Source organism: Flagellimonas lutimaris, assembly GCF_003581615.1.
In the GTDB taxonomy this organism is placed as follows: Bacteria; Bacteroidota; Bacteroidia; order Flavobacteriales; family Flavobacteriaceae; genus Flagellimonas; species Flagellimonas lutimaris.
On sequence record NZ_QXFH01000077.1, the window covers coordinates 490,697 to 503,457 of the forward strand.

The window sequence follows — 12,761 nt, forward strand, 5'->3', positions numbered from 1 at the left end:
CAATTGCATGAAAAATGATTGTAGGTTTATAGGATTTTTACACAAATAATCCTTGAAAATATATATGAACAACATTAAAATATTCTGTGAGCCAGTATTTTATGTTGGTAATATAAATTGTATTTTGGGTCCAAATATCTACCTAAATGGCAGTTTATAATGGAGTGAATTGATGAAAGGGCAGGTAGAATTGACGTAGAGTAGATATTAATTCACGAATGATTTTATCGGGAAAGAAAAAAAGTAAGGTTTTTGACTTTTGTTTGAAGTATAGGTAGGAAAATATACACCTATTCTTAAGAGATAAGTGTAATTAAATTAGAATCAACTATGAGTTAATTCATTTTTGGCTTTTTTCTTTTGATGATAATTTAAAGAGTGCCCTTCAAGTATTTTGCAGTATAGGATTCCTTATTTTGGATAATCTCTTCGGGAGTTCCTTCAACCACCAAATTACCCCCTTTTTCACCACCTTCCGGACCAAGGTCTATGATGTAATCGGCACATTTTACGAGTTCCATGTTGTGCTCTATCACAATTACGGAATGTCCTTTGTCAATTAGCTCATCAAAAGACTTAAGCAATTTTTTAATATCATGGAAGTGAAGACCCGTGGTAGGTTCATCAAAGATGAACAGGGCTTTTTCTTTGGTATGTCCTTTAACCAAGAACGAAGCCAATTTTATACGTTGTGCTTCACCGCCAGAAAGGGTAGAGGAGGACTGACCCAGAGCCACGTATCCCAGGCCAACATCTTGCAAGGGTTTTAGCTTGGTAACAATTTTATCTTGTTTGTGGGCTGAAAAGTGCTCGATGGCATCATCAATGGTCATATTAAGGATGTCGTCAATGTTCTTTCCTTCAAATTGGACCTCCAAAATTTCTTTTTTGAATCGTTTGCCACCACAGGCATCGCATTCCAAATGTACATCGGCCATAAATTGCATTTCTACCGTAATTTCACCTTCGCCTTTACATTTTTCGCAACGCCCACCATCTACATTAAAAGAAAAATGCTTGGCTTTATATCCTCTTAGCTTACTCAATTTTTGAGATGCAAACAGACTACGAATATCATCGTATGCTTTTATATAGGTCACGGGGTTGGATCGTGAAGAACGACCAATGGGGTTTTGATCCACGAATTCCACATGTTTGATGTGGGCATATTTTCCTTCCATCGCCGAGAACTGACCGGCCTTTTCTCCATACCCTCCCGTTTCTTTTAATATGGTGGGGTAAAGTATTTTCCTGACCAAAGTACTTTTTCCACTTCCTGACACGCCTGTAACCACAGTAAGTACATTTAGTGGGAAAGTGACATCAATATTTTTAAGATTGTTTTCTCTTGCTCCTTTTATTTGTATGTAATGTTTGGAATTTCTACGTTCGTTGGGAACAGGAATTTCCATAGTACCATTAAGATAGGAAGCTGTTAAGGAGTCTGATTTGAGGATGGCTTCCCAATCTCCGGCGGCCACAACATTACCACCAAGGGTTCCTGCTTCGGGACCAATATCGATGATTTCATCAGCGGCTTTCATGATATCTTCATCATGTTCCACTACAATTACTGTATTGCCCAAATCACGAAGTGATTTCAGCACCTCAATCAGATTCTCGGTATCTCTGGGGTGTAATCCAATACTGGGTTCATCCAAAATATACATAGACCCCACCAAACTACTTCCCAAGGATGTTGCCAAATTGATTCGTTGACTTTCCCCTCCAGAAAGGGTGTTGGATTTTCTATTTAAGGTGAGGTAGCTCAAACCAACCTTGTCCAAAAAGTCCAAACGCGTAGTAATTTCCTTTAGTAATCTTTTTGAAACTGCAGAGTCGTGTTCGGAAAGTTGAAGTGCCTCAAAAAATGGCATTAATTGATTGATTGGCAATTCAATCAAATCGGAAATGGATTTTCCTCCTACCTTTACATAATCTGCTTCTTTACGTAGACGTTTTCCTTTACATATGGAACATCTTGTTTTTCCACGATAACGGGACAGCATAACCCTGTTCTGGATTTTATAACTCTTTTCTTCCAGTTGTTCAAAAAACTTATGGATACCGATAAAATGTTCGTTCCCTTCCCATACCAATTGTTTTTGTTCTTCTGAAAGTTCAAACCAAGGTTTGTGAATTGGGAAATCGAATTTGTATGCAGAGTTCACCAATTGATCTCTGTACCACCCCATACTTTCACCGCGCCACGGAAAAATAGCATTTTCATAGACGGATAATGCGGTGTTGGGAATCACCAAGTCTTCATCAATACCGATAACATCTCCGTAACCTTCACATTTGGGACAGGCACCGTAAGGGTTGTTGAAACTGAAAAGATGCACGTTGGGCTCCAAAAATTTCATTCCATCCAGTTCAAACTGGTTGCTAAAAGTTTTGATATCCCCGGTTTGAAGATTTTCGATGGTACATTGACCCTTTCCTTCAAAAAAGGCATTGTCAACTGCATTGGCCAAACGATTATAAAAATCCTCATCATCCTTTACAATGATACGATCTACGACCAAATCAAACTCCCTTCCGATATCTTCAGGAGCTTGATCAATTCGGATAACCTCACCTTTATATTTTATACGAGCATAACCTTGTTTGGAAAAAAGCTCCAAAGATTTTAAAGGTTCTCGTTCTTCGGTAATAGTGATAGGAGCCAATAACAAGAGTTTATCCCTTTCATTAAGTCCTTTTATATAATTAATGACATCGGTTACGGTATGCTTCTTTACTTCTTTACCGGAAATAGGGGATAGGGTCTTTCCAATTCTCGCATACAACAACTTTAGGTAGTCATATATTTCGGTAGTGGTCCCCACCGTGGAACGAGGATTGGTAGAGTTTACTTTTTGTTCTATGGCAATCGCAGGGGCTATACCTTTTATATAATCCACTTTGGGTTTGTCCAGTTTCCCTAAAAACTGTCGGGCATAAGAAGAGAGGCTCTCCACGTATCTGCGCTGTCCTTCCGCGTATAAAGTGTCAAAAGCTAAGCTAGACTTTCCAGAACCCGATAATCCAGTGATTACCACCAGTTTATTTCTTGGGATAACAACATCAATATTTTTAAGGTTATGCAGTTTGGCACCTTTAATAATAATATTCTGCTTGGGGTCTACGTTTATATTGATTGCCATTTGTTAAAATTAGGGTCTCAAAGATACGATACACCACACTTAATACGTATATTGTAACAGTTAACATATAAAAATCGTCAACTCACAACATAGATTTTAGGTCGCCTCCCTATTTATCTATATTTGAAGTGTAATTAAAATCCTGATAGGCCTATACAGAATAATTACTTTTTAAAGATTAAAAACTGAATAACTAAAGTCTTTCTTAGAAAGGGAGGGCTTTGATTTTAACCCAAAAAAAGTAATTTGTATGGAACAACTACAGATTAAAGACTCGATTTTAGTAAAGAACTACATTGACGGAGACGAAAAGGCTCTTGAAATTCTTATCAACAGGCACAACCAAAGAATCACCAGCTTTATTTACAGCAAAGTTTTGGACAGAGATGTTGCAGAGGACATCTTCCAAGACACTTTTATCAAGGTAATCAAAACCTTGAAAAAAGGAAAGTATAGCGAAGAGGGTAAATTTTTACCTTGGGTGATGCGAATTGCTCACAACTTGGTGATAGACCATTTTCGCAAAAACAAAAGAATGCCCAAATTTGAGGGTAGTGATGACTTCAACATCTTTTCTGTAATTAAAGACGAAAAGTTGAATGCTGAAAAGCAAATTATTAAAGATCAAATAGAAAGCGACTTAACGCTCTTAATTGATGAATTGCCAGATGATCAAAAAGAAGTGTTGATCATGCGCATATACAAGGATATGAGCTTTAAGGAAATATCCGAAAATACGGATGTTAGCATCAATACAGCCTTGGGAAGGATGCGATATGCCCTTATAAACCTTAGAAAAATAGTTGAGCGTAAAAATATCGTTTTAACGAATTAATCGAGCATTACGTCGAAACCTGCAATATTTCCAATCTAGCGCCGTTATACTATGGAAACAATTACTTACGCTAGAATATGGAAAACATTTACTCTGAAGAACAAAAATCCGTAAAAACGGTAAAAGCGAGTCAGAAAACAGTTGATTTCTTACTTAGCTTTTCAAAATCGATTCATGTAGTTGACTACAAAAAACACCAGTTTGAAGTAACATTGAATTAATTTAAGGATCAAACTGACGAAAAGAGCCGCAATTAGCGGCTCTTTTTGTTTTTATAGTATTCGTTGATCACTGATTTTCTTCCAATAGTCTTGGTTATAATATCTTTTTCTAGGTCCCAACCCCTTGCTGGCGAGTACTCTCGACCATACCAAATAATTTGAAGATGTAATCGATTCCAAATTTCTTTTGGGAACAATCGTTTGGCATCACGTTCCGTCTGTACCACATTTTTTCCATTGCTGAAACCCCATCTATACATTAGTCTATGAATGTGTGTATCAACTGGAAAAGCAGGAATTCCAAAAGCCTGTGAAACCACTACACTAGCAGTTTTATGCCCAACTGCCGGTAATTCTTCAAGTAGTGCAATGTCTCTAGGTACTTCACCATTATACTTCTCAATCAAAATTTTTGAAAGTCCATAAATTCCCTTCGATTTCATAGGGGAGAGGCCCACGGGTTTAATAATTTCCCGAATCTCTTCCTCCGAAAGCTTCACCATATCATAGGGATTATCCGCTTTATCAAATAACAACGGGGTAATCTGGTTTACACGAACATCCGTACTTTGGGCAGACAACAATACCGCTATTAATAATGTATAAGGGTCTTTGTGATCCAAGGGGATGGGTATTGTAGGATATAGTTTATCCAAGGTTTTGATGGTGAAATCAACCTTTTCTTGTTTGGTCATATTTGTTTAACTTTGTTAATGTAAATATTAAACAATTAATTCAAGAGCAACGCACATGAATATGTTAAAAGTAGGAGATAAAGTACCTGATTTTTCAGCAAAAGACCAAGACGGCAACACAATTAATCTAAGCGATTATAAAGGAAAAAAACTAGTAGTCTTTTTCTATCCAAAAGCAAATACACCAGGTTGCACAGCGGAGGCCTGTAATTTGAGAGATAATTACAAGGAATTGCAGGACCAAGGCTTTGAACTTTTGGGTATAAGTGCCGATTCAGAAAAGAAGCAATCCAATTTTAAGAACAAATACGAGTTTCCTTTTCCGTTATTGGCGGATGAAGACCATACGGTAATCAACACCTTTGGTGTTTGGGGGCCCAAAAAATTCATGGGGAAGGAATACGATGGAATTCACCGAACCACTTTTGTGATTGATGGAGATGGGGTTGTAGAAAATGTAATCGAAAAAGTAAAAACCAAAGACCACGCCGCTCAAATATTGGCGTAAAACTATTATGTTGTCATTCTGAAGGAGCAATGCAGCTGAAGAATCTATTTTCCCATTTTAACGTGCAGATTAGATTCTTCGCTATGCTCAGAACGACACAATCGGGAGTAGTATAATTTAATAATAAAAAAGGCGCTGATTTAGCGCCTTTTTTATTATTCTTTTTTCTCCAGAACCTTTTTAGTGAACAAGTTCTTCTCTTTTATAATCTCTGCAATACCTTCTGGCAGTTCGTTTTCCCACCCTTCATCTTTATTAATGATTTTCTTGAGCACATTTCTCGAGAAAATATGAAGTACTTCCGGATCGTAGTCAATAATATCCATTACCTTACCATTGTACTTAAAGAATTTGTACAATTCCTTCATTCTAGGGTGCACCTTAACGTTATTACTGGTAAGTATTTGTCCGGTTTCTGTGTCTTTCATCGGGTATAGATAAACCTTCAAATCTTTAAAGAATAGTTTTCCGAATGCCTCCAGAATACCACCACTTAGGTGACGATAGTATTTTTCATCAAATACGTCTACCAAGTTATTGACACCCATGGTCAAGCCAATCTTAGCCTTGGTGTAATTGTGAAAGTATTCTACCAATTTATAATACTCTTGGAACTTGGATATCAGTACCGTGTGGCCCAATGAACACAACAATTCAGCTCGGTCCATAAAGTCCTGCTCATCAATTTCGCCAGAAGCCTTAAGGTTGGACAGTGTTATCTCAAAAACTACAATGGTATTCTCGTATTCGACCGTCTGTTCCCGAACAAATATATCGTAGGACTTTTGGAACATGTCCATATTTACCTTGGTAACTGGCCTAAAACTACCCCGAAGCGCCAAAATACTCTTTTTATAAAGTACTGCAGCAGGAAGCAAGTTGTTTCCGTCAGGACCGAACATTACAGCATCTGTCATGTCGTTTTTAATAAGCTGAAGACTCATCAAACGATTATCTACATCCGCAAAATTAGGTCCCGTAAAATTGATCATATCAATCTCTAAAGTATCTTGGTCGATATGATCGTACAGATATTTTAAAAGTTTTCTTGGCTTATGGAACTTGAAAAATGCACCATAAATCAAGTTTACCCCAAGAATTCCTAAAGTTTCTTGCTGTAATCTGGCTTCATTTTGTTTAAAACGAATATGAAGTACAATTTCATCGTATTCCTTCTGGTCGGGATCCAATTGAAAACGAAGACCAACCCAACCATGTCCCTTGTATCGTTTGGAAAAATCTATGGTGGCCACGGTATTGGCATAACTAAAGAACAAATAATCAGGATTACTATCCCTACTGATTCGCTCTTCGACCAACCGCATTTCGTGGTCCAACATCTTTTTTAATCGGGATTGGGTAACATAGCGCCCATCTTCCTCAATACCATAAATGGCATCACTAAAAGATTTATCGTAAGCACTCATCGCCTTTGCAATGGTACCAGAAGCACCACCAGCCCTAAAAAAGTGTCTGGCAGTTTCTTGTCCTGCGCCAATCTCGGCAAAGGTTCCATAAATATCTTGGTTCAAATTGATCCTAAGGGTTTTCGCCTTTATGGAAGGAATATTTTCAAAAGCATTTTCTTTGCTTGGTACGCTAGGCATATCCTAATTTTTAAAGTACAGCAAAGTTACACTCTTCAATCAATCTATTAAATAAATAAGTTATAATTTTGGATATAATGGATGATAAGATGACCATTACTTTTTTGGGTACGGGAACTTCGCAGGGAATACCAGTAATTGGAAGTAACCACCCCGTTTGTCTGAGCAAAGATCCAAAAGACAAAAGACTACGTGTTTCCGTATTGATTTCATGGAAGAATTACAACTACGTAATTGATTGTGGCCCTGATTTTAGACAACAAATGCTTACGAATCCCATTGATAAGTTGGATGGTATTTTATTTACACACGAGCATGCGGATCACACAGCAGGAATTGATGATATTCGCCCGTTTTTCTTTAGGCAAGGAGATATTCCCATTTATGCGCACCCAAGGGTTCTTGATTCCCTTAAAAGGCGTTTTGACTATATTTTTGCTGATGAAGACCGTTATCCTGGAGCACCTGCCGTACAGGTTTTTGAACTTGTAAAGGGTCAGAATATTACTCTTGGAGATTTGGACGTGGTTCCTATTGAAGCATTTCACAATCGACTACAAGTTTTTGGATATCGATTTGGTGAGTTTGTGTATATGACGGATGTAAAAAGGGTAGATAAAGACGAAATAAAAAAAATGAAAGGTGCCAAGGTCTTGGTAGTTAATGCGCTACGGATAGAACCACACCATTCCCATTTTAATTTGGAAGAAGCTTTAGAGTTTGCTGAAGAAGTAGGGGCAGAGCAGACCTATTTCACCCATATTAGTGCTTTGTTGGGATTTCATGAAGAAGTGGAAAAAAGTCTTCCCAAAAACATACATTTGGCCTACGATAACCTACAATTAAAAATATAAACTCCATGAAGAGTAGAATTTTTCTATACCTATTTGTTTTTGCAGCGCTATTGGCTCTTTTTCAATTTGTAACAGGGAACAATATGCAAAAAGCATTGACCACAGACGTAAATCAATTGCAAACTGAGGTGGAAGAACTCAAGGATTCCTTACAAACGATGCATCTTAAAGTATTGGATATGCAGTATTTTACTTTGGAAAATAACGATGATGCTCTAGCATATTATGAGCATTTGAATTTAGAAAACCCATCACTCTACATTCAAGATAAGTTATTGGAAACCAATGAACAAAAAGGAGACAACCCTTTGATTCCTTACGAAGGGATGGAAAGTGATTTCAAAATTAATAAAATCAAGGTGCTTAACCATAAATGGATTTTAGCGGATTTCTCCGATGGAAAATATTGGGGAGACCTCATTATAAAATATGAGCTCAAAGATGATTTAAGTGTGGATTTCACCTTGGCCGAACATTTGCTGTATGCTCCTCAGGATTATTAGTTTTACGTCACCCTGAACTCGTTTCAGGGTCTCAGATTGTTGGATGAGATTCCGTGTCAAGCACGGAATGACAAACAAAAATCAAATATGCTCCTCCAACCACTTTTTAAAGGAAAAGAAGTTTTGTTGGGAAACGCCATGCCCAACAGGGAATTCTTGATACGTAGTCGGAATGTCCAATTTTTTTAGGAACTCAGGAGCTCTTTGGGCCCATTCCAAAGGAATTACCTGGTCCACTTGCCCGTGTGACGCATAGAAATTTAAACAACTGTGGTCTTTTTCCGTATAATCTTCCTGCAAAATATTTTCATTGATGTATCCGCTCAGCGCAATTACATTCTTTATTTTATTAGGGTAGGATAACGCAACCGCATAGCTTAGAATGGTACCTTGGCTAAAACCTAAAAGGGTGATATTGTCCTTGTCCAGATCGTACGCATCAATCGCCTCATCAATAAAGGCGATAATTTTATCCCTAGACTCTTTCGCCTGTTCATCGTCGCTCCATTTCCCTTGTTCTGCATCAAAATTTATGGCATACCAAGCATGTCCAAAAGGTTCAAGGTCATAAGTTGCTTTTACGGAAAAAACCATTAATTCTTCCGGTAGTTCCGGTGCAAAGGAAAAAAGGTCCTCCTCATTGCTACCATAACCATGGAACATAAAAAGTGCAGGGGTTTTACCAGATTTTATTGAGGATGGTCGTAGTAAATATGTTAAGGATAAAGGTTTTAGGGGCATTATTTTAATTTATGATATGAATGTGAACCATTTCTGAAAGTATTTACCCAAAACAGGTAATGGTTTGGTCGCTTCATTTAAAACTTGCAGAAAACCATACACCCAAATAATAAGGTAAAAAATGTAGATTGGAACTGATAGGTAAACAAAACCAGTGTACGTTAATAAAATAGCCAACGCATGAAAAAGAATATGGATTCCGAAAGCTTGCCGAATATGAAAACGGGCAAAGGCGTTCTTGGGTTCAATATTCATGGTGATGGCTATCAAACAGCCTATAATGGTAATGTATGCTACAATTGCGGTGGTTTTTCCGGGGTTGGAATTACTCATCATAGTGTGCTTTGGTCATTGTTTATGATTCCATATACTTTTCCTTTTAATTCGGAGCCTAGGAACATACTATTTTTTGATGTAGAAAGTATATCCGTTGTCTCAAAGGTGTACTCTCCATCAGGATTGAAAAGGGTTAAACATGCTTTGGAACCTTCTTTAAGTTCAGGGGTTTCAACTTGGTATCGAGAACGACCTTTTGTCAAAAAAGAGACGGTCTCTTCCAGCTCAAAAATAGTATTCAATGCTCCAAAAGCCGACTCCAAACCAATGCTACCACTTTTTGCATTGTCGAATTCCACACGTTTGTGCTCAATATCCATGGGTATATGGTCCGAGGTTACAAAATCTATGGTTCCATTTTTCAATCCTTTGATCAATGCCTTACTATCGGATTTTGTCCGTAGCGGAGGAGATACCTTAAAATAGGTGTCAAAATCCTTAAGGGTTTCATCCGAAAAAAAGAGATTATGAACCGCAACACTACAGGTAACATCCAATTCTTTTTTCTTGGCCTCGGCGATAAGCTTTACCGAACCAGCAGAAGAAATGGTAGGTATATGTAGTTTACCACCCGTATATTCCAAAATAAAAAGATCGCGTGCTATTTGCAATTCCTCTGAAAGTGCAGGAATTCCCTTGAGTCCCAATTTTGTTGACACTTCTCCTTCATGTGCAACCCCATTTCCTTTAATGTTACCATCCTGTGGAAAAGAATAGACCAGTCCATCAAAATTTTGGGCGTATAGCAAGGCTATTTTTAGCAGATTTGGATTGGAAATCTGTTTTTTGAAATCGAAGAATGCTACGGCTCCTGCATTTTTCATATCAAAAAGCTCCGCAAGGTCAACACCATCTGCATTCTTGGTCAATGTACCTAGAGGATAAATTTTCGTTACTTTACCTAGTCCACGCTCTTTTAAAAATACCACATCGGAACTTGTATCAGGTACAGGATTAGTATTAGGATTGAGTATAATATCGGTAAATCCACTTTTGCCAGCTGTAAACAATCCGTTGGCAATGGTTTCTCGTTCTTCAAAACCGGGTTCACCAAAACTTACGCTGCTATCGAACCATCCGAGAGAAACGTGCAAGTTTTTTTTGTCCAGCACTTTTATGTTGGAAGGAGCTTCCACAGCGGCGCCAATTTTTTCAATAATTCCTTTTTTGATAAGGATATCACGCTTTTTCAAGTGAAGTTCCTTGTTCTCTGGGCATATAATTTTTGCAGACTTCAGCAGAATGTTCATGTAACAAATTTTTGAATGATAACCTCTATAAGCGCCAGAAGCAACGCTAAAATAACAAACCATTTCCAAAAAGCGGTTATGTTGCTCTCCGCTTTCAGATATTCGAACAGCTCCGGAATGGAATCCATAGTGTTTATATTTTCCAATGCTCCGATATCCAGATATTTGAGTTGACTTTCCGTTCTAGGGTAATTAAAACTGATATTTTGTAAAGCTTGTTCGTTCTGCAGAATCGAATAAATACCGTCTTCAGTCGGGTTTTGGTCAAAAGCTACCCTTAACCGATTTGGAAAAGTCTGCTGAAGTGGAATAAACTCATATCCTTCTTTGGACACCTTTAAAATATCATCATTGCCAATTTGAGCGGAAATATCCACAGTGGTTGCCTCACCCAGGGTTTGATGGGGCTTCGGTATCTGCAAACTGGATTGAACCATATTATAGAATGTCGGCACAATCAATGGAGAGTTTATGAAGTTGGAATTTTCCAATGTCAATGGAACCGTAAAAACGTATAGCCCATCATCACCGGATAAAAAGGAGTCGCCACCATCCATGGACAATGCCGTTGGCAGATTGGTCTGTATTCTAAAATGTTCTTTTACTGATGGATATTGAAAATTGGTCACTTCCTGCTCAAAAACGTTGCGGTACAACGGATGGTCGAATGTTATATTGGTTAATTGTACATTCAATGCGATTTTTTCTAAAAAATCGGTGGCCGATATACTAGATAATAACGTATTGTATGATGAGATATCACTATTGATGGCGGGAACTATAATTAAAGTTCCTCCATCTTTTTTAAAAGTGCGCAGTATATTTTGTAAGCTGTTTGGAATTGTAGTTAAATTATCCAGAATCACCACATTTTGATTGCCCAAATTACTGTAATCCAGTTGATTTAGGGCATATTTCTGAAATTCAAACTCATCACCACGGAACAATCGGTTCAAATAATCACTGTCCGACTCACTGACCGCTAAAATCTTTATCTTCTCTTTGGAATTGATGTTGAAATAGAACTTATTGTCATACCCCAAGGCATTATCGATAATACTCAATCGTCCATTCAGTTGCTCATTTGCGGGAATGGTAAATTTGACTTCCGCATTCCCGTTTGATTTAAATTTTGCTGCTGTTTTGGCAATCAATTGATCATCGTTATATAATGAAATGGGTAATGCTTCATCCTCATTTCCGCCGGACAGAAATACTTGAAGTGTTGCCTGTTCATTCAATCCATCTTCCACAAAAACGGAATCAATGGATACATTTAGAATTTCTCTTGGCTGCATCGGAACAAAGTGGGCGGACAACGTGGAGTCCATCGAATTGTTACCAGAAGCTAATCTTTCTTGAAAGTCCGAAACCACAATTAGGTTTTTAACCGTGCTATTATTTTGAGAAAACAAGCTATTCGCCTTTAAGCCAATTTCGTTCAAATTAAGTTGCTTATAGGAGTAGGGGAGCGAGAGCAACGAATTTTGAATATCTTCAATTCTAACATTAGAAAATGTTTTCTCATTTGTGAACAGACTAAATTTAGTTTCAACATCAATATTCTTAATGAAATCCTGAACTGCTTTTTCCAAAAGTGAAATACCGTTATTCTTGGCTTGCATACTGAAGGAATCGTCCAAATAGACCACAGTTTCCTTTTCCTGAAGCGCCGTAGTGGCAGAAGTGAAGGGTTGTGCAAAGGCAGTGATGATGGCAGCTAGGAGTAAAAGTCGCGTAAACAAAAGCAGCCATTTTTTAAGAGAATTACTTTTTCTGGATTCCGAAACAACCTTTTGTAGCATGGCCACATTGGTAAACGGAGTTTTCTTGAAACGGCGTAGTTGAAATAAATGAATAAGAATAGGAATGATTAGAAGAAAAAGTGCCCAAAGAATTTCTGGATGTTTAAACTGCATTCCCAATATTGCTTGATCAAAGATAGGCATTAAAACATTCTGATTTCAAACTTCATTTATCAATTGTTAATGAGCAATCAACCTTTGTCATTCTGAGCAACGCGAAGAATCTTTTTTAACCAGAATTTCACAAGTGTCCCGAA

General features: G+C 37.7%; 11 protein-coding genes. 4 read left to right on the top strand and 7 right to left on the bottom strand.

The window, feature by feature from the left end; translation table 11 throughout:
* Positions 1 to 371: 371 nt before the first annotated feature.
* Entirely contained in the window at positions 372 to 3,149 is a 2,778-nt protein-coding gene (uvrA, locus tag D2V08_RS16360) for an excinuclease ABC subunit UvrA (protein ID WP_119609491.1), read from the bottom strand.
* A 250-nt stretch (positions 3,150 to 3,399) separates the two neighbouring features.
* On the opposite strand from uvrA, the gene D2V08_RS16365 reads away from it, so the two are divergent.
* Positions 3,400 to 3,984 (top strand): RNA polymerase sigma factor, encoded by a 585-nt coding sequence (locus tag D2V08_RS16365; RefSeq protein ID WP_119609493.1) that lies wholly within the window; start codon positions 3,400 to 3,402, stop codon positions 3,982 to 3,984.
* 253 nt (positions 3,985 to 4,237) lie between these two features.
* Here the strand turns inward: D2V08_RS16365 and D2V08_RS16370 are convergent, their stop codons facing one another.
* Positions 4,238 to 4,900 (bottom strand): endonuclease III domain-containing protein, encoded by a 663-nt coding sequence (locus D2V08_RS16370; RefSeq protein WP_119609495.1) that lies wholly within the window; start codon positions 4,898 to 4,900, stop codon positions 4,238 to 4,240.
* A 55-nt stretch (positions 4,901 to 4,955) separates the two neighbouring features.
* On the opposite strand from D2V08_RS16370, the gene bcp reads away from it, so the two are divergent.
* A complete protein-coding gene (bcp, locus tag D2V08_RS16375; RefSeq protein WP_119609497.1) occupies positions 4,956 to 5,408 on the top strand; it encodes a thioredoxin-dependent thiol peroxidase in 453 nt (150 codons plus the stop codon).
* A 155-nt stretch (positions 5,409 to 5,563) separates the two neighbouring features.
* On the opposite strand, the gene D2V08_RS16380 is transcribed toward bcp, so the two are convergent.
* On the bottom strand, positions 5,564 to 7,015 hold the full coding sequence (locus tag D2V08_RS16380) for a nucleotidyl transferase family protein (protein ID WP_119609499.1): 1,452 nt from the start codon (positions 7,013 to 7,015) through the stop codon (positions 5,564 to 5,566).
* Between the two features lie 89 nt (positions 7,016 to 7,104).
* Here D2V08_RS16380 and D2V08_RS16385 point away from each other — a divergent pair, with 89 nt between their 5' ends.
* Together D2V08_RS16385 and D2V08_RS16390 are read left to right on the top strand one after the other, a co-directional pair.
* Positions 7,105 to 7,869, top strand: a complete 765-nt coding sequence (locus D2V08_RS16385; protein WP_119609691.1) for an MBL fold metallo-hydrolase — start codon at positions 7,105 to 7,107, stop codon at positions 7,867 to 7,869.
* Positions 7,870 to 7,874: 5 nt separating this feature from the next.
* Positions 7,875 to 8,372, top strand: coding sequence for a hydrolase (locus D2V08_RS16390; RefSeq protein ID WP_119609501.1), 498 nt, complete (start codon positions 7,875 to 7,877; stop codon positions 8,370 to 8,372).
* An 81-nt stretch (positions 8,373 to 8,453) separates the two neighbouring features.
* Here D2V08_RS16390 and D2V08_RS16395 read toward each other — a convergent pair whose 3' ends face one another.
* The 4 genes from D2V08_RS16395 to D2V08_RS16410 are packed head-to-tail and all read right to left on the bottom strand — an operon-like array spanning position 8,454 to position 12,618.
* Positions 8,454 to 9,113 carry an alpha/beta hydrolase gene (locus tag D2V08_RS16395; RefSeq protein ID WP_119609503.1) on the bottom strand — a complete coding sequence of 220 codons (660 nt, stop codon included), beginning with the start codon at positions 9,111 to 9,113 and terminating at the stop codon, positions 8,454 to 8,456.
* A gap of 9 nt (positions 9,114 to 9,122) precedes the next feature.
* The gene (locus tag D2V08_RS16400; protein ID WP_439108284.1) at positions 9,123 to 9,449 is read right to left on the bottom strand and encodes a hypothetical protein; all 327 of its coding nucleotides are present in this window, start codon (positions 9,447 to 9,449) and stop codon (positions 9,123 to 9,125) included.
* Complete coding sequence (locus D2V08_RS16405) at positions 9,446 to 10,699, bottom strand: dihydroorotase (protein WP_119609505.1); 1,254 nt, start codon at positions 10,697 to 10,699, stop codon at positions 9,446 to 9,448. The genes D2V08_RS16400 and D2V08_RS16405 overlap by 4 nt, the downstream gene beginning before the upstream one ends.
* On the bottom strand, positions 10,696 to 12,618 hold the full coding sequence (locus D2V08_RS16410) for a BatA domain-containing protein (protein ID WP_245980610.1): 1,923 nt from the start codon (positions 12,616 to 12,618) through the stop codon (positions 10,696 to 10,698). The genes D2V08_RS16405 and D2V08_RS16410 overlap by 4 nt, the downstream gene beginning before the upstream one ends.
* Positions 12,619 to 12,761: the final 143 nt, after the last annotated feature.

Bases quoted from the DNA above. Each gene is read 5' to 3' on its own strand.
- uvrA (WP_119609491.1), bottom strand. From the start codon at position 3,149: ATGGCAATCAATATAAACGTAGACCCCAAGCAGAATATTATTATTAAA.
- D2V08_RS16365 (WP_119609493.1), top strand. From the start codon at position 3,400: ATGGAACAACTACAGATTAAAGACTCGATTTTAGTAAAGAACTACATT.
- D2V08_RS16370 (WP_119609495.1), bottom strand. From the start codon at position 4,900: ATGACCAAACAAGAAAAGGTTGATTTCACCATCAAAACCTTGGATAAA.
- bcp (WP_119609497.1), top strand. From the start codon at position 4,956: ATGAATATGTTAAAAGTAGGAGATAAAGTACCTGATTTTTCAGCAAAA.
- D2V08_RS16380 (WP_119609499.1), bottom strand. From the start codon at position 7,015: ATGCCTAGCGTACCAAGCAAAGAAAATGCTTTTGAAAATATTCCTTCC.
- D2V08_RS16385 (WP_119609691.1), top strand. From the start codon at position 7,105: ATGACCATTACTTTTTTGGGTACGGGAACTTCGCAGGGAATACCAGTA.
- D2V08_RS16390 (WP_119609501.1), top strand. From the start codon at position 7,875: ATGAAGAGTAGAATTTTTCTATACCTATTTGTTTTTGCAGCGCTATTG.
- D2V08_RS16395 (WP_119609503.1), bottom strand. From the start codon at position 9,113: ATGCCCCTAAAACCTTTATCCTTAACATATTTACTACGACCATCCTCA.
- D2V08_RS16400 (WP_439108284.1), bottom strand. From the start codon at position 9,449: ATGATGAGTAATTCCAACCCCGGAAAAACCACCGCAATTGTAGCATAC.
- D2V08_RS16405 (WP_119609505.1), bottom strand. From the start codon at position 10,699: ATGAACATTCTGCTGAAGTCTGCAAAAATTATATGCCCAGAGAACAAG.
- D2V08_RS16410 (WP_245980610.1), bottom strand. From the start codon at position 12,618: ATGCAGTTTAAACATCCAGAAATTCTTTGGGCACTTTTTCTTCTAATC.